This window comes from Sphingomonas bisphenolicum (assembly GCF_024349785.1).
GTDB lineage: Bacteria > Pseudomonadota > Alphaproteobacteria > Sphingomonadales > Sphingomonadaceae > Sphingobium > Sphingobium bisphenolicum.
Window position 1 is genome coordinate 3,432,538 of the sequence record NZ_AP018817.1, and the last position, 22,924, is coordinate 3,455,461.

The 22,924-nt window shown below is 64.2% G+C and carries 28 protein-coding genes; 15 read left to right on the forward strand and 13 right to left on the reverse strand.

Annotated elements, in window-relative coordinates; all coding sequences use genetic code 11:
- Nucleotides 1–8 precede the first annotated feature (8 nt).
- Genes SBA_RS17060 through glmU form a run of 4 tightly spaced genes read right to left on the reverse strand, consistent with a single transcriptional unit; the run spans nucleotide 9 to nucleotide 2,951 of the window.
- On the reverse strand, nucleotides 9–389 hold the full coding sequence (locus SBA_RS17060) for a PIN domain-containing protein (RefSeq protein ID WP_224549942.1): 381 nt from the start codon (nucleotides 387–389) through the stop codon (nucleotides 9–11).
- Nucleotides 386–760, reverse strand: a complete 375-nt coding sequence (locus SBA_RS17065; protein ID WP_315975782.1) for a ribbon-helix-helix domain-containing protein — start codon at nucleotides 758–760, stop codon at nucleotides 386–388. Before SBA_RS17065 ends, SBA_RS17060 begins: the two co-directional genes overlap by 4 nt.
- Nucleotides 761–777: 17 nt before the next feature.
- A complete protein-coding gene (locus tag SBA_RS17070; RefSeq protein WP_261935282.1) occupies nucleotides 778–1,656 on the reverse strand; it encodes a metallophosphoesterase in 879 nt (292 codons plus the stop codon).
- A complete protein-coding gene (gene glmU / locus SBA_RS17075) occupies nucleotides 1,653–2,951 on the reverse strand; it encodes a bifunctional UDP-N-acetylglucosamine diphosphorylase/glucosamine-1-phosphate N-acetyltransferase GlmU (protein ID WP_261936775.1) in 1,299 nt (432 codons plus the stop codon). The genes SBA_RS17070 and glmU overlap by 4 nt, the downstream gene beginning before the upstream one ends.
- Nucleotides 2,952–3,126: 175 nt before the next feature.
- On the opposite strand from glmU, the gene SBA_RS17080 reads away from it, so the two are divergent.
- Nucleotides 3,127–3,795 (forward strand): HAD family hydrolase, encoded by a 669-nt coding sequence (locus SBA_RS17080; RefSeq protein ID WP_261936776.1) that lies wholly within the window; start codon nucleotides 3,127–3,129, stop codon nucleotides 3,793–3,795.
- A gap of 11 nt (nucleotides 3,796–3,806) precedes the next feature.
- Nucleotides 3,807–4,568 carry an enoyl-CoA hydratase/isomerase family protein gene (locus SBA_RS17085; protein WP_261935283.1) on the forward strand — a complete coding sequence of 254 codons (762 nt, stop codon included), beginning with the start codon at nucleotides 3,807–3,809 and terminating at the stop codon, nucleotides 4,566–4,568.
- 78 nt (nucleotides 4,569–4,646) lie between these two features.
- Here SBA_RS17085 and SBA_RS17090 read toward each other — a convergent pair whose 3' ends face one another.
- Nucleotides 4,647–4,991 carry a UrcA family protein gene (locus SBA_RS17090; RefSeq protein WP_261935284.1) on the reverse strand — a complete coding sequence of 115 codons (345 nt, stop codon included), beginning with the start codon at nucleotides 4,989–4,991 and terminating at the stop codon, nucleotides 4,647–4,649.
- A 443-nt stretch (nucleotides 4,992–5,434) separates the two neighbouring features.
- Entirely contained in the window at nucleotides 5,435–5,683 is a 249-nt protein-coding gene (locus tag SBA_RS17095; RefSeq protein ID WP_261935285.1) for a hypothetical protein, read from the reverse strand.
- Nucleotides 5,684–5,877: 194 nt separating this feature from the next.
- On the opposite strand from SBA_RS17095, the gene SBA_RS17100 reads away from it, so the two are divergent.
- From SBA_RS17100 to SBA_RS17135, 8 genes are all read left to right on the forward strand, one after another.
- Nucleotides 5,878–6,708: a 23S rRNA (adenine(2030)-N(6))-methyltransferase RlmJ gene (locus SBA_RS17100; RefSeq protein WP_261935286.1), complete on the forward strand. Its 831-nt coding sequence runs from the start codon at nucleotides 5,878–5,880 to the stop codon at nucleotides 6,706–6,708.
- A 183-nt stretch (nucleotides 6,709–6,891) separates the two neighbouring features.
- The gene (gene uvrA / locus SBA_RS17105; RefSeq protein ID WP_224549936.1) at nucleotides 6,892–9,807 is read left to right on the forward strand and encodes an excinuclease ABC subunit UvrA; all 2,916 of its coding nucleotides are present in this window, start codon (nucleotides 6,892–6,894) and stop codon (nucleotides 9,805–9,807) included.
- Complete coding sequence (locus SBA_RS17110; protein ID WP_261935287.1) at nucleotides 9,804–10,655, forward strand: serine protease; 852 nt, start codon at nucleotides 9,804–9,806, stop codon at nucleotides 10,653–10,655. The genes uvrA and SBA_RS17110 overlap by 4 nt, the downstream gene beginning before the upstream one ends.
- Before the next feature lie 163 nt (nucleotides 10,656–10,818).
- Nucleotides 10,819–11,013 carry a type II toxin-antitoxin system RelB family antitoxin gene (gene relB, locus SBA_RS17115; RefSeq protein WP_261935288.1) on the forward strand — a complete coding sequence of 65 codons (195 nt, stop codon included), beginning with the start codon at nucleotides 10,819–10,821 and terminating at the stop codon, nucleotides 11,011–11,013.
- On the forward strand, nucleotides 11,013–11,288 hold the full coding sequence (locus SBA_RS17120) for a type II toxin-antitoxin system RelE/ParE family toxin (RefSeq protein ID WP_261935289.1): 276 nt from the start codon (nucleotides 11,013–11,015) through the stop codon (nucleotides 11,286–11,288). The genes relB and SBA_RS17120 overlap by 1 nt, the downstream gene beginning before the upstream one ends.
- Nucleotides 11,289–11,307: 19 nt before the next feature.
- The gene (locus SBA_RS17125) at nucleotides 11,308–11,571 is read left to right on the forward strand and encodes a hypothetical protein (RefSeq protein ID WP_261935290.1); all 264 of its coding nucleotides are present in this window, start codon (nucleotides 11,308–11,310) and stop codon (nucleotides 11,569–11,571) included.
- Between the two features lie 87 nt (nucleotides 11,572–11,658).
- A complete protein-coding gene (locus SBA_RS17130) occupies nucleotides 11,659–12,696 on the forward strand; it encodes a hypothetical protein (protein ID WP_261935291.1) in 1,038 nt (345 codons plus the stop codon).
- Between the two features lie 348 nt (nucleotides 12,697–13,044).
- Nucleotides 13,045–13,257, forward strand: a complete 213-nt coding sequence (locus tag SBA_RS17135; protein ID WP_066603914.1) for a cold-shock protein — start codon at nucleotides 13,045–13,047, stop codon at nucleotides 13,255–13,257.
- Between the two features lie 35 nt (nucleotides 13,258–13,292).
- On the opposite strand, the gene SBA_RS17140 is transcribed toward SBA_RS17135, so the two are convergent.
- Entirely contained in the window at nucleotides 13,293–13,889 is a 597-nt protein-coding gene (locus tag SBA_RS17140) for a hypothetical protein (protein ID WP_224548511.1), read from the reverse strand.
- A 122-nt stretch (nucleotides 13,890–14,011) separates the two neighbouring features.
- On the opposite strand from SBA_RS17140, the gene SBA_RS17145 reads away from it, so the two are divergent.
- Nucleotides 14,012–14,215 (forward strand): hypothetical protein, encoded by a 204-nt coding sequence (locus tag SBA_RS17145; RefSeq protein WP_261935292.1) that lies wholly within the window; start codon nucleotides 14,012–14,014, stop codon nucleotides 14,213–14,215.
- 187 nt (nucleotides 14,216–14,402) lie between these two features.
- A complete protein-coding gene (locus tag SBA_RS17150) occupies nucleotides 14,403–14,762 on the forward strand; it encodes a glycine zipper 2TM domain-containing protein (RefSeq protein ID WP_224548509.1) in 360 nt (119 codons plus the stop codon).
- A gap of 55 nt (nucleotides 14,763–14,817) precedes the next feature.
- Here SBA_RS17150 and SBA_RS17155 read toward each other — a convergent pair whose 3' ends face one another.
- The 4 genes from SBA_RS17155 to SBA_RS17170 all read right to left on the reverse strand — a co-directional run bounded on the left by SBA_RS17155 (nucleotide 14,818) and on the right by SBA_RS17170 (nucleotide 18,268).
- Nucleotides 14,818–15,750: an electron transfer flavoprotein subunit alpha/FixB family protein gene (locus SBA_RS17155; RefSeq protein WP_261935293.1), complete on the reverse strand. Its 933-nt coding sequence runs from the start codon at nucleotides 15,748–15,750 to the stop codon at nucleotides 14,818–14,820.
- Nucleotides 15,747–16,496: an electron transfer flavoprotein subunit beta/FixA family protein gene (locus SBA_RS17160; RefSeq protein ID WP_261935294.1), complete on the reverse strand. Its 750-nt coding sequence runs from the start codon at nucleotides 16,494–16,496 to the stop codon at nucleotides 15,747–15,749. The genes SBA_RS17155 and SBA_RS17160 overlap by 4 nt, the downstream gene beginning before the upstream one ends.
- Nucleotides 16,497–16,609: 113 nt before the next feature.
- On the reverse strand, nucleotides 16,610–17,809 hold the full coding sequence (sucC, locus tag SBA_RS17165; RefSeq protein WP_261935295.1) for an ADP-forming succinate--CoA ligase subunit beta: 1,200 nt from the start codon (nucleotides 17,807–17,809) through the stop codon (nucleotides 16,610–16,612).
- A gap of 138 nt (nucleotides 17,810–17,947) precedes the next feature.
- Nucleotides 17,948–18,268: a hypothetical protein gene (locus tag SBA_RS17170; protein ID WP_261936777.1), complete on the reverse strand. Its 321-nt coding sequence runs from the start codon at nucleotides 18,266–18,268 to the stop codon at nucleotides 17,948–17,950.
- A 70-nt stretch (nucleotides 18,269–18,338) separates the two neighbouring features.
- Here SBA_RS17170 and SBA_RS17175 point away from each other — a divergent pair, with 70 nt between their 5' ends.
- Nucleotides 18,339–18,737 carry a low affinity iron permease family protein gene (locus SBA_RS17175; protein WP_224548505.1) on the forward strand — a complete coding sequence of 133 codons (399 nt, stop codon included), beginning with the start codon at nucleotides 18,339–18,341 and terminating at the stop codon, nucleotides 18,735–18,737.
- Between the two features lie 9 nt (nucleotides 18,738–18,746).
- Here SBA_RS17175 and SBA_RS17180 read toward each other — a convergent pair whose 3' ends face one another.
- Nucleotides 18,747–18,920 carry a hypothetical protein gene (locus SBA_RS17180; RefSeq protein WP_224548504.1) on the reverse strand — a complete coding sequence of 58 codons (174 nt, stop codon included), beginning with the start codon at nucleotides 18,918–18,920 and terminating at the stop codon, nucleotides 18,747–18,749.
- A gap of 115 nt (nucleotides 18,921–19,035) precedes the next feature.
- On the reverse strand, nucleotides 19,036–20,244 hold the full coding sequence (gene nhaA / locus SBA_RS17185) for a Na+/H+ antiporter NhaA (RefSeq protein WP_224548503.1): 1,209 nt from the start codon (nucleotides 20,242–20,244) through the stop codon (nucleotides 19,036–19,038).
- A 159-nt stretch (nucleotides 20,245–20,403) separates the two neighbouring features.
- Between nhaA and SBA_RS17190 the strand changes: the two genes are divergently transcribed.
- Entirely contained in the window at nucleotides 20,404–21,792 is a 1,389-nt protein-coding gene (locus SBA_RS17190) for a glycosyl transferase family protein (RefSeq protein WP_261935296.1), read from the forward strand.
- On the forward strand, nucleotides 21,789–22,868 hold the full coding sequence (locus tag SBA_RS17195) for a hypothetical protein (protein ID WP_261935297.1): 1,080 nt from the start codon (nucleotides 21,789–21,791) through the stop codon (nucleotides 22,866–22,868). Before SBA_RS17190 ends, SBA_RS17195 begins: the two co-directional genes overlap by 4 nt.
- Nucleotides 22,869–22,924: the final 56 nt, after the last annotated feature.

The window sequence follows — 22,924 nt, forward strand, 5'->3', positions numbered from 1 at the left end:
AAAGCCTTTCAGAGTGTATAGGGAACGCGGATGCCCGGCATCTCTGCCGGGAAATCCTTTGTATTTCGTGTCACCAGCACGCGGCCGCGCAATTGCGCCGTGGCCAGGATGATCGCGTCCATCGCTTTGAGCCGCCCCCGTTCGCGGCGCAAGGCCGCCGCGCGCTTGCCGACCTCCGCGTCGATCTCGTCCACGCCAAAGCCGGACAGGAGCGTTTCCGCCCGCCACAGCCCGTCGCCCGACCCTTTCGACATCACTTCGATCCATACCGCCCGGCTGATCCACGCCCGCGCGCCATAGTCGGTCGCGCGGTCGATTTCCATACGGGCCGGGGCAAAGCCCGCCAAGGCATCGATGATGATATTGGAATCGAAGCTGAAACCACTCACCGGGACACGGGCTTCTTGGCGCCGGGATATTTGCCCGCCATCATATCGAGATAAATCTGACGCTGGCGATCATCCTCCGCGTCGAACAGGTCGGGAAACTCCGCCCTGGTCTCTTCATAATCATCGTCCCAGGGCCGGGTCGACGACGCCCGCTCGCGCCGCTGCCACGCGACCGCATCGCCGATATCGACCTCGTCCTTCCAGGCGCCAAAGCCGATATCGAGCCATTTCTTGCTGGTGAGCGATTCCGCTTCGGCGCGATAATCGCGCACCGCCTCCCGCAGCACCGCCGCCCGCGACTTGCCCTGCTCGCGCGCCATCTGGTCGAGCCATTTGACATCATCGTCGGGAATGTCGGCCAGGAAACGCATGATGCCATGATATCATATCATGATATCAGGTCAAGTCGCGGCCGGATCGTCACCAGCCAGATATCCGGCGGCGCCAGCATCCGAAACGGCGCGCTGCTCGTCCCCACCCCGCCCGACACGATCATCGTCCGCGCGCCTTCTCGATACAGCCCGCACGCATAGCGTGTCCCATATTTCGACGGCACATAAACGACGCCCAGGAATGGCAGGGCGATCTGCCCGCAATGGGTGTGGCCAGCGAGTGTAAGCGACGCCGCATCGGGTAGTCGCGGAAAAACATCCGGCCCATGCGACAGGATCAGCGGCGCGCCGCCCGCTTGGCGCATCGCCGCCAGCGTGTCGGGCATGTCGATCCGGCGGGTATAGACATCCTTCAACCCGCCGATCGCCAGCGGCCCACGCCGCACCGCGCCGTCCTGCAACAGGGTGACGCCGATCCGCGCGAACGCGGCACGCCAGTCCGGCCCGCTCAGCGCCCGGCGATTGCGCTTGCTGCGGCTGTCATGATTGCCCAGCACCGCCACCACGCCCAGCGGTGCGCGCAACCGGGCGAACGGCGCGATGCTCGCCCGCGCATCATAGGTCGCCCCGCCCTTGTCATCGCCGATATAGTCGCCGCCCAGCAGGATCAGGTCGGGCCTGAGCGCATTGATCTGCGCCACGATCCGGCGCAGCCGATCCGGGCTGTTGTCCGGCCCCGACAAATGCGTGTCGGTCAGCAGCGCGACGGTGACGGGTGCGCGCGGCGCGCCCGCCGGAAAGGGCAGTATGATCTCCGCCCGCCGCACGACCGGCATGGCGCTGGCGTTGTGGAGGAGCCAGCCGACAAAAGCGAGGATCGCCAGCAAAAGGCACAGGCTTCCTGTCAACCACGGGCGGCGGCGGACAAAACTCATCCCTTGGCGGCGGCTTTCCGCGCCAGCATCCGCTCGCGGAAGCGCTTGGCCCAGCCCGGCTTGCCGACCTGATCGGGCCGCACCAGACACAGCGCATCGGCCTCGACCGGCTTGGTCACCACGCTGCCCGCCGCCACGATCGCGCCCGCGCCGATGGTCGCCGGGGCGACCAGCGCGCTGTTCGACCCGATAAACGCGCCCGCGCCGATCTCCGTCCTATATTTGAAGAAACCGTCATAATTGCAGGTGATCGTGCCCGCCCCGATATTGGCGCCCGCGCCCACGCTGGCGTCGCCGATATAGGACAGGTGGTTGACCTTCGCCCCCTCGCCCAGGGTCGCCTTCTTGATCTCGACGAAATTGCCGACCTTGGCCTTCACGCCGATCTCCGCGCCCGGCCGCAGCCGCGCATAAGGACCGATCGCCGCCCCACGCGCGATCGTCGCCCCCTCCAGATTCGAAAAGGCGTGGATCACGACATCGTCCGCCACGGTCACGCCCGGCCCGAACACGACATTCGGCTCCACCACCACGTCGCGGCCCAGCACCGTGTCATGGCTGAAGAATACGGTCTCCGGCGCCACCAGCGTCACGCCCTCGCGCATAGCCTCGGCCCGCCGCCGCGCCTGCCACACGCCTTCCACCCCGGCCAGTTCGATCCGGCTGTTGACCCCCGCCACTTCCCACGCTTCCGTCTCGATCACCGCGCTCGTCCCGCCGGGCAGCATGACGATGTCGGGCAGATAATATTCCCCCGCCGCATTCTGGTTGCCGATCTGGTCGAGCAGCACGAACAGGTCGGTCGACCGCACCGCCATCAGCCCGCTGTTGCACAGCGTCACCGCCCGCTCGCCCTCGCTCGCATCCTTATATTCGACCATCTTCTCGATGATGCCCTGCCCGTCGGCGATGATCCGGCCATAGGCCGCCGCGTCATCGGGCCGAAACCCCAGCACCACCGCGCGCGGCTCGTCGCCCCGGCTCAGCCGATCGAGCATCGCGCGCATCGTGCCCACGCTCACCAGCGGCACGTCGCCATAGAGGATCAGCACGTCGCCCGCGAACCCCGCCAGCGCATCATGCGCCTGGGCGACGGCATGGCCCGTGCCCAGTTGCTGCGCCTGCACCGCGACGATCGCGCCGGTGCCAGCCACCGCCTGCTCGACCTGTTCGCGCCCCGCGCCGACGACCACCACCTGCCGCTGTGGCGACAATGCGCCCGCGCTCGCCAGCAGGTGGAGCAGCATCGGCCGCCCGGCCACGGGGTGCAACACCTTGTGCAGGCTGGATTTCATCCGCGTCCCCTGCCCCGCGGCAAGGATGATGACGGCGAGCGGGCGCGAAGACGAGTCGGGTACAGTCACGATGAAAGCGTCCCTGGCAGGAGGAGGAATCTTGCCGCTCTCTGCCATGTTTGCCTTGCCATTGCCACCGCGCACGCGGCATGGCGGCGGCATGACCAGCCCCCCCATCGATCCCATCCCCTTCGACATCGTCGGCTTCGACCTCGACGGCACCCTGATCGACACCAGCGGCGATCTCGCTGCCGCGGTCAATTACGCGATCGGCACGATCGGCCGTCCGCCCTTTCCCGCCGCATCAATCCACCCCTTCGTCGGCAAGGGCGCGAAAATCATGCTGGCGCGGGCGCTCGACGCATCGGGCGGCTATACCGCGGACACGCTCGACGCGCTCCTGCCGATCCTGCTCGACTATTATGAGCAGAATCTCGCCATCCACTCGGTCCCCTATCCCGGCCTGCTGGACGCGATGGACGCGCTGGCGGAGGCCGGCGTCACACTCGCCATCTGCACCAACAAGGCGGAACGCTTCACCATCCCGCTGATGCGCCAGCTCGGCCTGTCGGACCGCTTCGCCGCGATCGTCGGCGGCGATACGGTCGGCGTCGCCAAGCCTGATCCGGCCCCGATCCGCGAAATGATCGCCCGCGCCGGCGGCGGCCGCGCCCTCTTCGTCGGCGACACGATCAACGACATCGCGGGCGCGCGCAACGCGGGCATCGCCAATGTCGCGGTCGGCTTCGGCTTTCTCGACGGCCCGGTCGAAAATCTGGAGGCCGACGCCGTCATACACCATTTTGACGAACTGGTCCCGCTGCTGCGGCGCTGGCCGGCATGACGCCCCCTGTCATGCCCCTGCGTCTGGAACAGGACGGCCCGGTCGCCCGGCTGCTGATCGACCGGCCCGACAAGCGCAACGCCATGACCCAGGCGATGTGGGAGGCCCTGCCCCGGCTCGTCGGGCAGGCGATGGCCGACGACGCCATCCGCGTCCTCCTCCTCGCCTCCGCCACGCCCGGCCTGTTCTGCGCCGGCGCCGACATCCACGAACTGGCCGCCTGCGCCGGCGACCCCGACTGGCGCGCCGCCAACCAGGCCGCGATCCGCGCCAGCCAATATGCTCTGGCCCATGCCGAAAAGCCGGTGATCGCCGCGATCGACGGCGATGGCGTCGGCGGCGGCTGCGGCCTCGCCATCGCCTGCGACCTGCGCATCGCCTCGCCCGCCGCGCGCCTCGGCATCACCCCGGCGAAACTCGGCATCGTCTATTCGCTGTTCGACACGAAGCTGCTGGTCGACCTGGTCGGCCCCGCCCGCGCCAGGCGCATCCTCTACACCGGCGCGCTCCACAGCGCCGATGAAGCCCTGTCGATCGGCCTGATCGAGGAGATCGCGCCCGATCCCCTCGGCGCGGCGCACGCGCTCGCCCATATCATCGCCGCCAACGCCCAGCACAGCGTCCGCACTTCCAGGGCGATCGTCCGCCGCATCCTCGACGGGCAGGCGGACGACGACGCCACGACATTGGCGCTGTTCCGCGACGCCTTCACCCTGCCCGACTTCGCCGAGGGCGTCGCCGCCTTCCGCGCCAGGCGCCGCCCGGACTTCTGACGCGCCTTTTCCCGCGCCAACGCCAAAAGGCCCGGCGTCAACCGGGCCTTCGTCGCTGGCAGGATAGGCCGGTCGGGATCAGTTGCCCACCACCGGCCGCACATTCTTGCCCGCATCTGCATAGCGCTCGCCGGTCTCGGCGCGGGCGATGGCGGCGCTGACGGGGGCCTGGACATGGGCCAGCGCCTTCGCCTTGCACGCCTGCGCCGCGGCCAGGTCCATCGAGGAACAGACGCGGCTGGCGGCGCGGGCGATACGGCTGCGGAGCTGCTGCTGGTGCGCCGGCTGGGTCAGGTCCAGGTCGCCATGATAGACGGCGCTGTTGCGGCCATTGGAGACGAAGTCTTCGGCGGATGCGACGCCGGCGCTGGCCAGCAGGGCAAGGGACGCAACGGCGGCGGCGAATTTGGATGCAACGAACATGGGCTTATCTCCTCAAAATCTGTTGTGGCCGGCGCACCGCCGCAAAGGGGGGCTGTGCGGGGCGCCGGATGCGAACGGGGGGAGCCAAAGGGTCTTTCAGGGGGTCGGCGTCCTGCCCCGTTCGCCTCATCTTGTTACGCCCCCGTGGCGCGCTACGCCCGTCCGCTTCGACCGATGGCGATCCGCATCGGCCAACGACGCGATCGCCGACCAAGCGCAGACCGGCGCGGACGAACGGCGTGACGAACGACATCCGTGCCGATGCGAACGACATGCGCGGATCATATTGCCGTAGGGGAAAAGGCGAATCGCCCGACCGAAAGCGCCGGACGCGAAAACGCCCCCGGCGCAAGGGAGGGCCGGGGGCGTATCCAGATGCTGTCGGGCACCGGATCGGAGTAAGCTGCAGGACAGAGACGACGCCACGGGCGCTGAACCGTCGCTTAACGGGGCAGGTCCATCACCCGACGCCGCGCTCTGTCGATGCCCCACCATAGCGCCGCAACGCGGGCGATCCCGACCGCTTCGATGATCCGCCCACGCACAGCGCCCGGCGGCATCCGGGACGGACCAACGGCCGGCGCGAGGCGATGAACGACATGGGGAGCGGATACGGAAGAGCGAATGCCGGCATGGGCGCGGGCAACGGGCGGCCGGTGGTGGACCATCCAGGAGGCGGCGTGGACTAACATCGCCTATGCGTCCTTTGTCGCCATCCTGCGCCTCATTTCCGTTTTTCGGAAGCGGTCATTCGCCAGATTTACGCTGCCCGGCTGGCGATGAAAAAGCTACCGGTCGGCCGTCGGCCAATGCCGGCGCTGCCATGGCTTCGCTTTGCAGAAGGTTCAACACCTCTTAAAGGCAGGGCGTCAGGATCTGAATCACAATGAATTATCGCCATTCCTTCCATGCCGGCAATAGCGCCGATGTCGTCAAGCACAGCCTCCTGATCGCCTTGGTGCGGGCCTTGCAGCACAAGCCGGGCGCGCTCACGCTGATCGACACCCATGCTGGCTGCGGCCTGTACGACCTTGGCGGCGACGATGCCCAACGCACCGGTGAGGCGACGCAGGGCGTGCTGCGGGCGTTTGCCGACCCCAACCCCTTGCTGGACGACTACCGTGCCGCCGTGCAGGCAGTGAATGTCGGTGGAGAACCGCAGCTTTACCCCGGCTCGCCGCAGTTTCTGGCACAGCTTTTGCGCCCGCAGGATTGCCTGATCCTCAACGAAAAGCATCCGGAAGACGCTTACACCCTGCGCGGCGTGATGCGCGGCACCAGCTCGGCCATACATGAACGCGACGCCTACGAACTCTGGCTGGCTATGGTGCCGCCCCGCACCGCGCGCGGCGTGGTGGTGGTCGACCCGCCCTACGAGCAGACGGACGAACGCGCGCGCATCACCGCCACCCTCGCCGCCGCTCACCGCAAATGGGCGCATGGCGTGACGGTGATCTGGTATCCGCTGAAAGACCGCGCCACGCATTGGCATTGGAAGAAGCAGTTACGCAAGCTCGGCATCCCGAAATTGCTGCTGGTGGAGCATTGGCTATACGATAGCGAGCAACCCGGCATCTATAACGGCGCGGGCCTCTATATCGTCAATCCGCCTTACGCTTTCACGCAGGCACTGCCGCCATTGTTGGAGGCTCTGCGCCCCGCGTTGGCCCCCGAAGGGCATAAGGGCGAGATTATTTCCGGTTGGTTGGGCGATTAAGATAAGCCTCGTCCCACCCTTCCCCCTGCCCGCGCCTGCCCCCGCCGTCCCGCATCATAATCGCGGCAGCGCCCTCGCATTCCCCCTGACGCGCTCCTATCTTCGGCTCTGGATTCTCTCTCGGAACATTTGTAGAACGGATCGCATGAGCCTTACCCCCATCAAGCAGCAGAGGTTTACCGAATGCTGACTCACATAAGCGTCCGCGGCGCGCGCGAGCATAATCTCAAGGGCGTCGACGTCGATCTCCCCCGCGACAGCCTCATCGTCATCACCGGCCTGTCCGGCTCCGGCAAATCCTCCCTCGCCTTCGACACCATCTATGCGGAGGGGCAGCGCCGCTATGTCGAATCGCTCTCCGCCTATGCACGCCAGTTTCTGGAGATGATGCAGAAGCCCGATGTCGAGCATATCGAGGGCCTTAGCCCCGCCATCTCCATCGAGCAGAAGACCACCAGCCGCAACCCGCGCTCCACCGTCGCCACGGTCACGGAAATCTACGACTATATGCGCCTGCTCTGGGCGCGCGTCGGCATTCCCTACAGCCCCGCCACCGGCCTCCCCATCAGCGCGCAGACCGTCAGCCAGATGGTCGATCGCGTCGCGCTCCTGCCCGAAGGCACGCGCTTCTACCTGCTCGCCCCGGTCGTGCGCGGCCGCAAGGGGGAATATCGCAAGGAACTGGCCGAATGGCAGAAGGCGGGCTACACCCGCGTCCGCATCGACGGCGAAATGATGCTGATCGAGGACGCGCCCGCGCTCGACAAGAAGTACAAGCATGACATCGAAGTCGTGGTCGACCGTCTCGCCGTCACCGACGACATGGCCACCCGCCTCGCCGACAGTTTCGAGCAGGCGCTCAAGCTCGCCGACGGCCTCGCCTATGTCGATCTGGCCGACGGCGTCGTCCCCGGCCGCGAAGACGAAGTGCAATCCACCGACAAGAAGATGAAGGGCGCGGGCATCCCCCTGAACCGCATCGTCTTCAGCGAGAAATTCGCCTGCCCCGTCAGCGGCTTCACCATCCCCGACATCGAGCCGCGCCTCTTCTCCTTCAACGCCCCGCTGGGCGCCTGCCCGGCCTGCGACGGCCTTGGCGAACGGCAGGAGTTCGACCCCGAACTGGTCGTCCCCAACGAGGCGCTCTCGATCAAGAAGGGCGCCGTCGTCCCCTGGGCCAAGTCCAACCCGCCCAGCCCCTATTATATGCAGGTGCTCGGCAGCCTCGCCAAGGAGTTCGGCTTCTCGCTCGACACCCCCTGGGCCGACCTCCCCGGCGAGGTGAAGCTCATCATCCTCCACGGCACCGGCGGCAAGCCGGTCACCCTGCGCTTCCAGGACGGCAAGAAAAGCTACGAGGTCAAGAAGGCGTTCGAGGGCGTCATCGGCAACCTCAACCGCCGGCTCCTGCAGACCGAAAGCGCCTGGATGCGCGAGGAGCTGGCCAAATATCAGACCGCCATGCCCTGCGAGACCTGCCACGGCGCCCGCCTCAAGCCCGAGGCACTCGCGGTCAAGATCGCGGGCGAGGATATCTCCGTCTCCACCCGCCGCTCGGTGGTGGACGCGCTCGCCTTCTTCACCACCCTGCCCGATCATCTGAACGACCAGCAGCAGCAGATCGCCCGCGCCATCCTCAAGGAAATCGTGGAACGCCTGGGCTTCCTCAACAATGTCGGCCTCGATTACCTCAACCTCGACCGCACCAGCGGCACCCTGTCCGGCGGCGAAAGCCAGCGCATCCGCCTCGCCAGCCAGATCGGCAGCGGCCTGTCCGGCGTCCTCTACGTCCTCGACGAACCCTCGATCGGCCTGCACCAGCGCGACAATGACCGGCTGCTCGTCACCCTCAAGCGCCTGCGCGATCTCGGCAACAGCGTCATCGTCGTGGAGCATGATGAGGATGCGATCCGCCACGCCGACTATATCGTGGACATGGGTCCGGGCGCGGGCGTCCATGGCGGCCAGATCGTGGCGCAGGGCACGCTGGCCGAAATCCTGGCGCACAAGGACAGCGTCACCGCGGACTATCTCAACGGCACCCGCCGCATCGAAGTCCCCACCAAGCGCCGCAAGGGATCGGGCAAGAAACTCACCGTCCACAACGCCCGCGCCAACAACCTGACCGGCGTCACCGCGTCGATCCCGCTCGGCACCTTCACCTGCATCACCGGCGTCTCAGGCTCGGGCAAGTCCAGTTTCACGATCGACACGCTCTACGCCGCATCCGCCCGTGCCCTCAACGGCGCCCGCATCGTCGCCGGCCCGCATGACAAGATCACCGGCCTCGACCATTGCGACAAGGTGATCGACATCGACCAGTCGCCCATCGGCCGCACCCCGCGCTCCAACCCGGCCACCTATACCGGCGCCTTCACCAACATCCGCGACTGGTTCGCGGGCCTGCCCGAAAGCCAGGCGCGGGGCTACAAGCCCGGCCGCTTCAGCTTCAACGTCAAGGGCGGCCGCTGCGAAGCCTGCCAGGGCGACGGCGTGCTCAAGATCGAGATGCACTTCCTCCCCGACGTCTACGTCACCTGCGACGTCTGCCACGGCGCGCGCTACAATCGCGAAACGCTGGAGGTGAAGTTCAAGGGGATGAGCATCGCCGACGTGCTAGACATGACGGTCGAGGATGCGGTGGAATTCTTCAAGGCCGTGCCGCCCATCCGCGACAAAATGGCGATGCTCGCCGAAGTGGGACTGGGCTATGTCAAGGTCGGCCAGCAGGCCACGACCCTGTCCGGCGGCGAAGCCCAGCGCGTCAAACTCGCCAAGGAACTCTCCCGCCGCGCGACCGGCAACACGCTCTATATATTGGACGAACCCACCACCGGCCTGCATTTCGAGGATGTCCGCAAACTGCTCGAAGTCCTTCACGCGCTGGTCGACCAGGGCAACAGCGTGGTCGTGATCGAGCATAATCTGGACGTCATCAAGACCGCCGACTGGATCATCGATATGGGACCGGAAGGCGGCGTGAAGGGCGGCGAAGTCGTCGCGGAGGGTACGCCGGAGAAGGTGGTGAAGGAGAAGCGCAGCTTTACCGGGCGGTACTTAGCGCCGTTGCTGGGGCTGGAGGCTTTGGCGGCGGAGTGAGTACGCAAAAAAAGTCACTATCTGTTACCAATAGGCGTGAATCTTGTCTTTCATTCAAGGTTTTCCCTGGGAGAGGCAGTGCGGAACAAAATAATTTAGTACATTCTCAAGCGACGGGTTTCTTCTGGCGCCGCGAGCAACGAACATTTCTCGTTACTAATCTACACAACATTACCGGATGGAATTACGAAATTAATAAACCAATGAGTACCTTGGGCTGGTTACCAGAATGGATTGCACTTCAAGTCTCAGTCGCCTTCGACGAAGGCAGCGAATTTCTTCGCCTTAAGCATGAAACATGGCAAATAGATTTATATGATGAAAATGGAAATCCGAAATGGCTTATTCATCCGATTCATGGCACCGACATTGACGTTGGTGTTTTGCCAATTGATAATTTAGATGTCGACGGCAGACTGTATAATGAACCAGTAAATACTCATGACGAATGGATTTCTTTTTCCGGTCGGGTTGGCGATGATGCGTTCGTGCTGGGCTTTCCTAAAGGAATGGATGGTGGAAAGGGATTTCCATTATGGAAACGTGCATCGATTGCCAGCGAAACAAATTTCGATGTCAAAAACCTTCCTTTGATATACATAGATACTGCAACAAGAGAAGGGATGTCAGGATCACCTGTTGTCGTCTTACGTCGAGGATGGATCATGCCTGATGGTGAGGAAGATTTTTCGAAAGCAGTGATTGGTGAAGGCCTTAACTTTCTTGGAGTGTATTCTGGCCGCATAGGCGATGATGAATTGGGTGTACAAATTGGCATAGTTTGGAAACATACGGTAATTGATGAAATTATAACTGGAGGCATCGCCGGAACTTCAGTATTTCCTTGAAATAATTCAGATTTATTACAGATTCGTTATAGTTTTATTGATACTGCGAGTATCACTCTACCTACTCAGCGAATGACCGAATATTTTGCCAGATCCAAGCCATATCGGATCGACCCGCAGACACTACTATTGCTCCAATGCGCCTATTTGATACATTATGCTTATGACCAAGCTCACCCCCATCGAGTCCGAGTTCGCGACGACCGAAGACGCGGAAGCCTATGACGCATGGTTCCGTGCGGAGGTCGAGGCCGCCATGGCATCGGACGAACCCGATATCCCCCATGACGAAGCCATGGCCCGGATGCAGGCCATTATCGACCGCCGCAAAAAGGCGGACGAGCGCAATACGACATAGTGCTGCCGGTCGTCTGGAGAGCCAGCGCTCTACGAAAACTCGAAAACGTCATCGACTATATCGAAATACGGAATCCGGCGGCGGCCGACCGCATAGGCGCTGCGATCCGGTACCCAGCCGATCGCCTGTCCGACCATCCCTATCTTCACCGTCCCGGCCGTGTTCCCGGCACGCGAGAGGCTGTGGTTCATCCCAACTATATCCTCGTCTATCGCGTCATGGCCGACCGGATTCAGATACTTGCGCTCCACCATAGTCGCCAGCAATATCCCTGAAGATATCCGGGGGCCGCATATGAACGACATCATCAATCTCGGGATTTTCTTCGTCTGCCTGGCACTGCCTTTCGTCGCCATGCCCCTCCTCTGGCGGCGCATGAAGCGCGTCCGCAACGAAACCTATCAACACAGGAAGCAGGAACGGCGCGCCCAGCCATGGGAAGAATCTCTTGGCTCGGACGGCGAAGTCCGGCTCGCCCGATCCGGCAGCCCGAATGACGATCTCATCGACCTTGGCAGCAAGGCGCGCGAAACCCGCTGGCCGATCGACAATCCCTGACCTTCCTAAAAATCCTATTCCGCTGTCCTACATGCCCCTTTTCTGTCCATCCTCCCGGCAAACCCCTCAGCCGGAGGCACGCGACTCATGTCCTATCACGACCCCATCCTCCCCACCCCCGCCGCCGCGCCGCAAAGCCGCGTCGACGGCTGGAGCCCCGCGCGCCAGCGCCGCTTTCTCGAAGTCCTCGCCGCGACCGGCGTCATCCGCCTCGCCTGCGAAGCCGTGTTCATCACCACCCGCTCCGCCTACGCGCTGCGCATCCGCCGCGACGGCGCGGCCTTTCGCCTGGGCTGGGACGCGGCGATCCTGATCGCCCGCGCGCGGCTGGCCGATACCTTGCTCGCCCGCGCCATCATGGGGACGGAGGAAACCATCCGCCGCGATCCCGATAATTATGAAATCACCCGCCACCGCCACGACAACCGGCTCGCCATGTCGATGCTCGCCCGGCTCGATCGCATGGCCGATTGCCCGGCCGAAGGGTCCGACGCCGCGCTCGCCCGCGTCGTCGCGCAGGATTTCGCCGCCTATTGCGACATGCTCTGCCCGGAAGCCGACGCCCAGGCCGAAGCCGACCGTCTCGGCCTCCCCCGTACCGGCGCGGAACCGGCCGCACGAACCATGGACGACGCCACCCTCTATGACGGCTCCATGCCCGATACGCCCGCCCCGGTCGACGCGGAAACACCCCTCTCCTCCGGCGCATCGGCAGCCCTCTTCGTCGCCGCGCGCATGGCGCTGCACAAACCGCAAAACCCGCACTTTTCCGTCGATGATGAACGGTGTGAACTTCGCCCTCCGCCGCCCCCAAATCTTACCGATCTCCCGCCGGACGAAGCCGCCCATCGGCTGCGCGGCCTCTGGTGGGACGACCGGCTGGACCGCTGGCGCACCGATTTCCCGCCCCCGCCCGACTTTGACGGCAACGCCAGCGACAGCATCTACGACGTCGATAATTATGAGCGCGACCTGACGGAGGCGGAGGAAGAGGCGATCGCCGCCCAGCAGGAGGCCGAACGCCGCCCCTATGAACAGGCCGCCGCCCTCGCCCGCGACGATTTCTTCGGCTTCGTCCTGGCGCAGGACGCGGGACGCGCGGCGGTGACGGCCGGGGCGGGATGATGGCGGGATGTGCATCATGCCATCAAGGTTGCCTGGGAAAGCGGGAGCGCCCCTCCCTCCGTTCGCCCTGAGCCTGTCGAAGCCTGTCCTGAGCGACTGCCGCAGGCAGGCAGTCGAAGGGGGCCTTTCTTCCTGCGGGGGGACAGGTGCGACAGTGGCCGCCTATCCGCCATCGGGTTCACGCCCCACCCCTATTTGCTATTTAGCCCCCCATGCCCTATGTGGGGGATGCTACAGTCGCAAATCGACGGTTCTCGGCGCTTTGCGGCACCTGTTTCCTTCTTTCCCTGCCCCTTTAGCGATCCGGTGCGACCACACGGGCCGCGCCGCACGAAAGAAGGAACTACCATGAGCATCGTCGGAACCGTCAAATTCTTCAACGCCGACAAGGGCTATGGCTTCATCGCTCCCGATGACGGCAGCCCGGACGCGTTCGTCCACATCACCGCCGTCGAGCGCGCTGGCCTCGCCACGCTGCGCGAAAAGGACCGCGTCTCCTACGATCTGGAGCAGGACCGTCGTGGCAAGATGGCCGCTGTCAATCTTCAGCACGCCGAATAAACGGGGATGGCGGGCGCTCCGGCGCCCGCCTCCTTTTACGGCTGCTGGTCCATATAGACCGAGCCGACCAGCAAGATCGCGATCAGCGCGACCAGCAGCGCGCCGTTGATCCAGCGATGGCGCACGAACAGCAGGGCGATCAGCGCCCCGAACAGCCCCAGCAGCGCCAGCCCCATCCAATAATCGGCATCTGCGCTCAGGGCCGGCCCGGTCGATGGCCGATAGATTTCCAGCGCGATCTGGCCGATGATGCTGCCGATATTGGCGCACAGCACGCCGCCGATCACCAGCCTTTTGTGCCGGTCGTACCAATGATCGAAATCGGGCCATTCCTCCGGTTCGTCGGGAAAGATCAGGGTCGCGGCCAGATAATAGACCCCGACCAGCGCCAGCACCGCCGTCAGCGTCAGATAATTGGCGTCCATCTGCGCCCGCGCCTCGTATGCCGTCAGCCAGAAGCTGGTCAGGTCGAGCAGCACGAACAGCCCCAGCAGCGGCGTCAGCCAGCCGATCCGCACCGCCCTGGCGCCCCGCTTGAGCTTGAGCGCCCTGGAAAAGCCGCCCAGCACCTCGCTGATCGCCAGCCCCAGCAACAGCCCGAAGGCCGCGAACACCAGATCGAATCCCGACATTCGGCTCCCCCGACGCACCGTCCGTCGCAAGCCTAGCAAAAGCGACCGTCTAGGCAATCCGCCTTGGAACCCCCGGCCCCGCCGCCGGTTATCTCCCCGAACCCGCAACAATGGAGCATCCCATGATCCGCACCCTGATCTTCGGCGCCATCGCCGGCTATGTCGGCAAAAAACTCTACGACGAAGGCAAGCTGACCGAATTCAAGAACGACCTAGTCACCCGCTACAACGACGCCAAGACCAGCCTGGCCGACGAACGCACTACGGCGGATACGTCGCCGCTCGTCACGTCGGCCGGCGCGATCAACCGGCCGCTGCCCAACTAACCCACTATCCCCATCCGGCGGCCCAGTCCCCCGCTCGTCGCCGGTCACCGCCCGCTCGCAGCCGCTCCCCCTCTCGCGGCCGCAGCGGGCGGTCTTCTTTTCACCTCGAAATTGTTACCGCCACGCAACCACCGCCGCTGCGCCGGGTTGTTGCAGCCAGCAGGGTAACAAAAGAAGGAGAGACCCCGTGCAAAAACCCATTCTCGCCGTCGCCATGCTGGCGATGCTACCGCTTGGCGCCTGTATGTCTGACAATGGCGGCGGTGGCGGCTATGGCTATGACCGCCCCAGTGACCGCCGCGGCCCGCCCCGTCATCATCGCCGTCCGATCCGCGACAATGACCAGATTTACCGCGACAGTGACGGCCGCTATTATTGCAAGCGCGACGACGGTACCACTGGCACGATTGTCGGCGCGATTGCTGGCGGCGTCTTGGGTAACATCATCGCACCGGGCGGCTCGAAGACGCTGGGCACCATCCTGGGCGGCGCGGGCGGCGCCTTGGCGGGCCGCGCCATCGACAAGAACGACATCAACTGCGAATGACAGGAAAAGGGCGCGGCCATCGCTGGCCGCGCCCTTTTCCCGATCGCTCGCAAGGTCAGAGCTTGCCGGTCAGTTCCGGCACGACCTTGAACAGATCCCCGACCAGGCCGATGTCCGCCACCTGGAAGATAGGCGCATCCTCATCCTTGTTGATGGCGATGATGGTCTTGCTGTCCTTCATGCCCGCCAGATGCTGGATAGCCCCGGAGATACCAACGGCAACATAGACTTCGGGCGCGACGATCTTGCCGGTCTGGCCGACCTGATAGTCATTGGGCACATAGCCCGCATCGACCGCCGCGCGGCTCGCACCAACCGCGGCGCCCAGCTTGTCGGCGAGCGGGAAGATCACTTCCTCAAAGGTCGGCCCATCCTTGAGCGCACGACCGCCCGACACGATGATCTTGGCGCTGGTCAGTTCGGGACGCTCCAGCTTGGCGATCTCGGCGCCGACGAAGCTCGACAGCCCCTTGTCGCCGGTCGAGGCGACGGCTTCCACCGCACCGCTGCCGCCGTCGCGATCCGCCTTTTCGAAGGCCGTGCCGCGGACGGTGATGACCTTCTTGGCGTCCTTGCTCTTGACCGTCGCGATAGCATTGCCGGCATAAATCGGGCGCGTGAACGTGTCCTCGCTCTCGACCGACAGGATGTCGCTGATCTGCATGACATCGAGCAGCGCGGCGACGCGTGGCGCGATATTCTTGCCGTTGCTGGTCGCCGGCGCGACGAAGGCGTCATGATGGCCCATCAGTTCGACGATCAGCGGCGCGACATTTTCCGGCAGCGCATGGCCATAGGCCGCGTCGTCGGCGACATGGACCTTGCCCACGCCCGCGATCTTGGCGGCGGCGGCGGCGACGCCATCGACGCCCTGGCCCGCGACCAGCAGATGCACTTCGCCCAGCTTGGCGGCGGCGGTGATGGCGGAAAGGGTCGCGTCCTTGACGGCGCCGCCCTCATGTTCAACCCAAACAAGTGTCTTGCTCATGCGGCAACTCCCAGCGCTTTCAGCTTGGCAACCAGTTCATCGACGTCGGCGACCTTGACGCCGGCCGAGCGCTTGGGCGGTTCGGCGACCTTGAGCGTCTCCAGCCGCGGGCTGATGTCCACGCCGTAATCGGCGGGGGTCTTCTGCGCCAGGGGCTTGGACTTGGCCTTCATGATGTTGGGCAGCGACGCGTAGCGCGGCTCGTTGAGGCGCAGGTCGGTGGTGATGATCGCCGGGGTCGACAGCTTCACCGTCTCCAGACCGCCATCGACTTCGCGGGTGACCGAGACGCTGCCATCGGCAACCTCGACCTTCGACGCGAACGTACCCTGCGGCAGGTTCAGCAGCGCGGCCAGCATCTGGCCGGTCTGGTTGCTGTCGTCGTCGATCGCCTGCTTGCCCAGGATGATGAGGCCAGCGCCTTCTTCTTCCTGAACCTTGGCGAGCAGCTTGGCCACGCCCAGCGGTTCGACTTCATCATCGGTCTGGATCAGGATCGCCCGGTCCGCGCCCATGGCGAGCGACGTGCGCAGCGTTTCCTGCGCCTTGGCGACGCCGATCGACACCGCGATCACCTCGGTCGCCACGCCCTTTTCCTTCAGGCGGATGGCTTCCTCGATCGCGATTTCGTCGAACGGGTTCATGCTCATCTTGACGTTCGCCAGATCGACGCCCGTCCCGTCCGCTTTCACGCGCGGTTTCACATTATAGTCAATGACCCGCTTCACGGGCACAAGGATCTTCATTTCCAACATCCTCCAGTTTCACGCCATCGCCCGCCAACGCGAACAAGGACGTGGGCGGCCCGTTTCCGGACCACCCACGCCCCATGGCGTATCTCGTTAGGTGGGGTCGTGCCTCAGGCCGCCTTCCTCACTTCCGCCACGATCTTCTTCGCTGCATCGCCCAGGTCGTCCGCGGGGACGATAGCCAGGCCGGACGAAGCCAATATGTCCTTACCCTGCTGGACGTTGGTGCCTTCCAGACGGACGACCAGCGGCACCGACAGGTTCACTTCCTTGGCGGCGGCGACGATGCCATTGGCGATGATGTCGCACTTCATGATGCCGCCGAAGATGTTCACCAGAATGCCCTTCACCGCCGGGTCCTGCAGAATGATCTTGAACGCCGCCGTCACCTTCTCGGTCGTGGCGCCGCCGCCGACGTCCAGGAAGTTTGCGGGGAATTCGCCGTTCAGCTTGATGATGTCCATCGTCGCCATGGCCAGGCCAGCGCCGTTCACCATGCAGCCGATGTTACCGTCCAGCTTGATGTAGGCGAGGTCGTATTTGGACGCTTCGACTTCGGCCGCATCTTCCTCGGTCAGGTCGCGCAGTTCGGCGATATCCTTGTGGCGGAACATGGCGTTGCCGTCGAAACCGACCTTGGCGTCCAGCACCAGCAGATTACCCTGCTCGGTCAGCGCCAGCGGATTGACTTCGATCTGTTCGGCATCGGTGTCGAGGAACGCGGCGTAGAGCGACGAGGCGACCTTGGCCGCCTGCTTGGCGAGATCGCCGGTCAGGCCCAGAGCCGCAGCGATCGAGCGACCGTGGTGCGGCTGGAAGCCGGCAGCCGGATCGACCGAGAAGCTGTGGATCTTTTCCGGGGTCGAATGGGCGACTTCCTCGATGTCCATGCCGCCTTCGGTGGACACGACGAAGGCGATCCGGCTGCTGCCGCGATCGACCAGCAGGGCCAGGTAGAATTCCTTGGCGATGTCGGCGCCGTCGGTGATGTAGAGGCGGTTGACCTGCTTGCCCGCATCACCCGTCTGGATCGTGACCAGCGTATTGCCCAGCATGTCGGTGGCGTGGGCCTTGACCTCATCCAGGTTGAAGGCGAGGCGGACGCCGCCCTTGGCTTCTGCGCTAAGTTCCTTGAACTTGCCCTTGCCGCGGCCACCGGCGTGGATCTGCGACTTCACGACATAAAGCGGTCCGGGCAGCTTCTTGGCGGCTTCGGCGGCTTCCTCGACCGAGAAAGCGGCATAGCCGGCCGCGATCGGCGCGCCATATTTCGCGAGGAGTTCCTTCGCCTGATATTCATGAATATTCATAGGGCCTGCCCTTTTCGCTGAAATCTGATGTCAGCGGCTAAGCACAGCACCAGGCGAGGCGCTAGAAAATTTCGCAAAATGACTTTGCAAAATTGCAAAGCCAATGACGCCAATCCACCCCTTCATCCGCAAAAGCGATCAGACTGTGCAGGCCAGCGCCGATATACTGGTAACCGCAAAAATCTCAGGATCCTGTAAAGCCCGCACCTTGTGCAACAGTTGATCTACGGAGATTTTGCCGCTGTGAGACTTGCGGAGCGAAGCGAGCGACTGGAGCCTTCGCAACTGGGTCAGGCTCAGCCGGTCGACCATCCGTTCCGCCATGCATCCCGCCATGCGTGGCGAAAGGCCAGCCTCCTCAAGCCCCGCCCGAAGACGTGATTCGGGCGACAAGCTGGCGCAGGCGGAAAGGGGGAGAAGGGCGACGACCATCAAGGCGCGGGAAGAAATGAAACGCATCACGCTTTTCATGGCCGCGCCTGGCTGAACAGGGGATAAATGCACCGGTTTTGCAAAGGAAGAATCAGCCATGGATCGGATTTTCGCAGCGATGTCGCACCGGGTCGCCAACTGGGCGGGTCAGCCGTTTGCCTTCGTCCTGGCATTGGGCACCGTCATTCTATGGCTCGCGACCGGCCCGGTCTTCCATTATTCCGATACGTGGCAGTTGGTGATCAACACCGGCACCACCATCATCACGTTTCTGATGGTGTTCCTGATCCAGAATGCGCAAAACCGCGATGGTTCGGCGATTCAGGCGAAGCTGGACGAACTGATCCGGGCGGTCGAAAACGCCCGCAATGATTTCATCGGCATCGAGCATCTGACCGAAGCGGAACTGCAACGGATAAAGACCGTCCTGGAACGGGAATGCGGCGACGACGCGACCCATCGTCTGGCGATCGACAGGCTGATCCAGCGACGCTGACCCGATCGGTCAATGCGCGTGAATGATCAGCCGTTCATTTTCCCGACGATAGGCATCGATCCGATCAGTATAGCTTTGCGCAAGGCTTTCATAAGCGTCTCGCCCCTTGTCCGATCGGCTGGACTGCGCGCGTATCAGCGACATCTGCTGGCGGTGCAGCAGGTAGTTGACGTCCATCTCCATAGTCGCCCTCCTCCCGTCCAAGTTCGAAGAGATTGGTCGATTGGCCAAGGCTGCATACGACTCGCAACATCAGCACTTATAGACTAGCACTGCCGCTACCCGTTGGCGAACCCACTTATCGCGCCGCCGAGGCGGCCGGGCGCGCAATCCAGCGCAAAACCGCATATCCGGATAGAGCGGACAACAAGGATCCCAGGAGTATCCCTCCCTTCGCTTCCTCGACCAGCAGGGGTTGGCCGGGAAAGGCGAGCGCGCCGATGAACAGGCTCATGGTGAAGCCGATGCCGCATAGCATCGCCATGCCATAGACCTGGCTCCAGCTTGCACCGGCCGGGCGCTCCGCAAATCCCAGGCGTACCGCCGCCCAGACCGCACCGAAAATGCCCAGTTGCTTACCCAGGAACAGGCCAAATGCGACGCCCAGCGACAAGGGGGCGAACAGCATCGCCAATGCCTCCCCGCCTAGGCTGAGCCCGGCATTGGCGAACCCGAATAGCGGGACGATCAGATAGGCGCTCCAAGGATGGATGGCATGTTCCAGCCGGTGCAGGGGACTGTCCGCCGCATCGGGGGCGCCTGGTGTGCAGCGCACGGGCACCGTCATCGCCGCCAGCACGCCCGCAACCGTGGCGTGGACGCCCGATAGCAGCATCAGGAACCACAGCAGGGCAAATCCCAGGAGATAAGGGGCCAGCGCCTTCACCCCCGCACGATTGAGGCCGTACATCAGCGCCAGCACGCCCGCAGCGCCCGCCAGCGCCGCCAGATCCAGGCCATGGCTGTAGAAAAGGGCGATGATGGCCACCGCCCCCATATCGTCCACTATGGCGACGGCGGTCAGGAACAGTTTGAGCGAGGCTGGCGCGCGACGGCCCAGCAGCGCCAGCACGCCAATGGCGAAGGCGATGTCAGTTGCCGCCGGAATGGCCCAGCCATTGCCCAGCGCCGGCCGCCCGGCCGTAACCAGTAGATAGACCAGTGCCGGGGCGGCCATGCCTGCGACCGCGGCCAGGATCGGCAGGCGTCGCCTGTCCCAGGTGGACAGGCCGCCATCCAGGAACTCGCGCTTGATCTCCAGCCCGACCACCAGGAAGAAAATGGCCATCAGCCCGTCGTTGATCCAGAGATGCAGCGTCATAGGCCCGATCCGCGACGACAATGTCGGCCCCAGCGGCGCATGGAGCATGTCATGGTAGAGATGCCCGGTCGCGCCCGGCAGATTGGCCAATATCATCGCCGCGCCAGCCGCAATCATCAGCAATATCGCCCCGCCGGTTTCCCCCGTCAGAAAATCGCGCAATGCGGATCGCGGCGGTCGATTCATGCCTGTCTGTCCTTTCGGCTGCACCGGCGAAGGCAAAAACCCATGCCTTCGCCAGGATTTCCAAGGGCTTCTGCGTAAAATATGCAAAAGACTTGGAACGATGTGACGCAAATGGCATCCTCTCTCGCATAGGGGGATGGGGGTCAAGTCGTGGGAGACGTGGTGGCCGCAGGCCTATTGGCTCTGCACAGGGAAATCCTGCTTTTTGCCGTTGTCGGACTTGCGATCGGCGGGCTGGACGATTTGCTGGTCGATCTTCTCTTTCTGGCCCGTCGCTGCTGGCGCAACATCGCCATCTATGCCCGTCACCCGCGCATGAGCACGGCGACCTTGCCCGCTTCGGCAAAACCAGGCCGCATCGCCATATTCATCCCCGCCTGGCGCGAAGCGGAAGTCATCGGTCTCATGTTGCGCTACGCGCTCGCCTGCTGGCCTAACGACGATTACCGGATCTTCGTCGGCCTCTACCCGAACGACCCGGACACGCTCGAAGCGGTCGCGCCCATCGCCGCCGGGGAACCGCGAATCGTCGTGGGGATGAACCCCAAACCGGGACCGAGCACAAAGGCGGACTGCCTCAACATCCTGTGGCGATCCATGCTGGCGGAGGAAGCGCGCACGGGCAGAGCGTTCAAGGCGATCGTGCTGCACGATGCCGAAGACGTGGTCCATGCCGAAGAAATCCGGCTGTTCGACTTCATGATCGACCGCTTCGCCCTGGTCCAGTTGCCGGTCCTGCCACTCCCTGGTCGCGGCACATGGTTAGCGCGCGCGATCGCCAATCATTATGGCGACGAATTTGCCGAAAATCATGGGAAAGCGCTGACGGTGCGCGAAGCGCTCGGCGCGTCGATCCCATCGGCTGGCGTGGCATGCGCTTTCGAGCGGGCGACGCTCGGCCGTCTGTCCGATCCAATCCATGGCGGCCCTTTCGATCCGTCGTCGCTGACGGAGGATTATGAAGCGGGTCTGCGGATCGCCGATATGGGCGGGCGCGGCGTGTTCGTCCGTATGCGCGACCGGAGCGGAGCGCTGGTTGCGACGCGCGAATATTTTCCGGACAGCATCCAGGCCGCCGTCCGGCAGAAGGCCCGCTGGATGGTGGGGATATCGCTGGCGGGTTGGGACCGCATGGGCTGGCATGGCGGTCCCGCCGAATGGTGGATGCGCATCCGCGACCGGCGCGCCACCATGGCCGCGCTCGTCTTGTTCGCCGCCTATCTGGCGTTAATCCTGTGGGGACTGATCGTCGCGCTGGGCCTGTTCCTGCCGCTATCCCTCCCGCCCCGCTCGCCCATCGTCGATGCCCTGCTGTGGCTCAACATGGGCTTGATGGGGTGGCGGGCAGCCATGCGCGCGCTGTTTGTCGGCCGGGCCTATGGCTGGCGCCATGGGTTGATGGCGATACCCCGCACCGTCATCGCCAACTACATCGCCATATTGGCGGCCCGACGAGCTGTCTTCCTTTATGGCAAATCGCTCTTGGGCAAGCCGCTGAGCTGGGACAAGACCCAGCATCGCTTCCCCGACCTGAAGACCGATCCATGAACCGCACCGCCAGCGGACGCCCGTTGCGTTTCTTTGTCATGGTGTTGGTGGGTTGGGTTGCTATCCGTCTGCTGGGCCAGCAAGGCGTCACGCCGCCTGAACGGCAATATGCCGATATCCGTCATATCTCCTCACCAGCGCTTCTGCCGCAAGGGCTGCTCGCCTCCAGCGCCGTGGCGGTCGTGCAACCACCCATCCGACCGACTGCGCTACCGCCGCCGCCGATCGCAACGCAAGCGAGCACAGCGAATATGCAGATATCTGTCGCGCGAGCGCCTGCCGACATCGACAGCGCCATGCCGGTCGATCTGATGGATTTCATCACCTTCACCGTGGCGTTCGCCAACCGCCATTATGCCAGCGACCCGGCCTATATGAGCCGTTTCCAGACGCCGTCAGCCAGCCCGCCTCCTCTCATGGTCGAGCAAAAGACGCAGGATCGATGGCACGCCGCCGCGTGGCTGCTGTGGCGCCAAGGAGGTGCCAGCCCGAGCGGGACGGTGTCGACGGGGCAACTCGGCGGCTCGCAGGCAGGGCTTCGAGTGGATTATGATCTGACGCCGCGCGCCGCCAGCAGAACCGTCGCCTATGGCCGCCTGACCAGCGCGCTCCAGCACCCGGCGGCGCCCGAAGGCGCGATCGGACTGTCGATCCAGCCGGTCCGCGCGGTCCCGATTCGTCTCGCGGTCGAACGGCGCATCGCGCTCGGCACCGGCGCGCGCAACGCCAATGCGGTGATGGTGGTGGGCGGATTTGGCCCGGTGGCGATCGCGCCGGCAGTGGTAGCGGAGGGCTATAGCCAAGCCGGAATAGTGGGCTTCAGGCGGGGAGATGCTTTCATCGACGGTAAATTCTCGCTCTCCACCCCACTGGCGCGATCCCCCATGCGGGTCGGCGCAGCCTTGTCGGGCGGTACCCAACCGGGCATCAACAGGCTGGACATCGGCCCCGAAGTGCAATTCCGCCTGCCCTTGCCGAACGTCGGCGCCCGGATCGCCGTCGAATGGCGCGAACGTATCGCGGGGGACGCCCGTCCGGGATCGGGCCTCGCCATCACTCTCGCCGCCGATTTTTAATCGCCTGACGCCATCGCCGCTTTATATCGCTGCCCGTTGGCGCTACCTCCGGCAGG

Bases quoted from the DNA above. Each gene is read 5' to 3' on its own strand.
- SBA_RS17070 (WP_261935282.1), bottom strand. From the start codon at position 1,656: ATGAGTTTTGTCCGCCGCCGCCCGTGGTTGACAGGAAGCCTGTGCCTT.
- sucC (WP_261935295.1), bottom strand. From the start codon at position 17,809: ATGAATATTCATGAATATCAGGCGAAGGAACTCCTCGCGAAATATGGC.
- SBA_RS17090 (WP_261935284.1), bottom strand. From the start codon at position 4,991: ATGTTCGTTGCATCCAAATTCGCCGCCGCCGTTGCGTCCCTTGCCCTG.
- SBA_RS17085 (WP_261935283.1), top strand. From the start codon at position 3,807: ATGCCCCTGCGTCTGGAACAGGACGGCCCGGTCGCCCGGCTGCTGATC.
- SBA_RS17125 (WP_261935290.1), top strand. From the start codon at position 11,308: ATGAACGACATCATCAATCTCGGGATTTTCTTCGTCTGCCTGGCACTG.
- SBA_RS17140 (WP_224548511.1), bottom strand. From the start codon at position 13,889: ATGTCGGGATTCGATCTGGTGTTCGCGGCCTTCGGGCTGTTGCTGGGG.
- relB (WP_261935288.1), top strand. From the start codon at position 10,819: ATGACCAAGCTCACCCCCATCGAGTCCGAGTTCGCGACGACCGAAGAC.
- SBA_RS17155 (WP_261935293.1), bottom strand. From the start codon at position 15,750: ATGAGCAAGACACTTGTTTGGGTTGAACATGAGGGCGGCGCCGTCAAG.
- SBA_RS17160 (WP_261935294.1), bottom strand. From the start codon at position 16,496: ATGAAGATCCTTGTGCCCGTGAAGCGGGTCATTGACTATAATGTGAAA.
- nhaA (WP_224548503.1), bottom strand. From the start codon at position 20,244: ATGAATCGACCGCCGCGATCCGCATTGCGCGATTTTCTGACGGGGGAA.
- SBA_RS17195 (WP_261935297.1), top strand. From the start codon at position 21,789: ATGAACCGCACCGCCAGCGGACGCCCGTTGCGTTTCTTTGTCATGGTG.
- SBA_RS17180 (WP_224548504.1), bottom strand. From the start codon at position 18,920: ATGGAGATGGACGTCAACTACCTGCTGCACCGCCAGCAGATGTCGCTG.
- SBA_RS17095 (WP_261935285.1), bottom strand. From the start codon at position 5,683: ATGTTAGTCCACGCCGCCTCCTGGATGGTCCACCACCGGCCGCCCGTT.
- glmU (WP_261936775.1), bottom strand. From the start codon at position 2,951: ATGAAATCCAGCCTGCACAAGGTGTTGCACCCCGTGGCCGGGCGGCCG.
- SBA_RS17170 (WP_261936777.1), bottom strand. From the start codon at position 18,268: ATGCGTTTCATTTCTTCCCGCGCCTTGATGGTCGTCGCCCTTCTCCCC.
- SBA_RS17135 (WP_066603914.1), top strand. From the start codon at position 13,045: ATGAGCATCGTCGGAACCGTCAAATTCTTCAACGCCGACAAGGGCTAT.
- SBA_RS17145 (WP_261935292.1), top strand. From the start codon at position 14,012: ATGATCCGCACCCTGATCTTCGGCGCCATCGCCGGCTATGTCGGCAAA.
- SBA_RS17130 (WP_261935291.1), top strand. From the start codon at position 11,659: ATGTCCTATCACGACCCCATCCTCCCCACCCCCGCCGCCGCGCCGCAA.
- SBA_RS17175 (WP_224548505.1), top strand. From the start codon at position 18,339: ATGGATCGGATTTTCGCAGCGATGTCGCACCGGGTCGCCAACTGGGCG.
- SBA_RS17065 (WP_315975782.1), bottom strand. From the start codon at position 760: ATGCGTTTCCTGGCCGACATTCCCGACGATGATGTCAAATGGCTCGAC.
- SBA_RS17100 (WP_261935286.1), top strand. From the start codon at position 5,878: ATGAATTATCGCCATTCCTTCCATGCCGGCAATAGCGCCGATGTCGTC.
- uvrA (WP_224549936.1), top strand. From the start codon at position 6,892: ATGCTGACTCACATAAGCGTCCGCGGCGCGCGCGAGCATAATCTCAAG.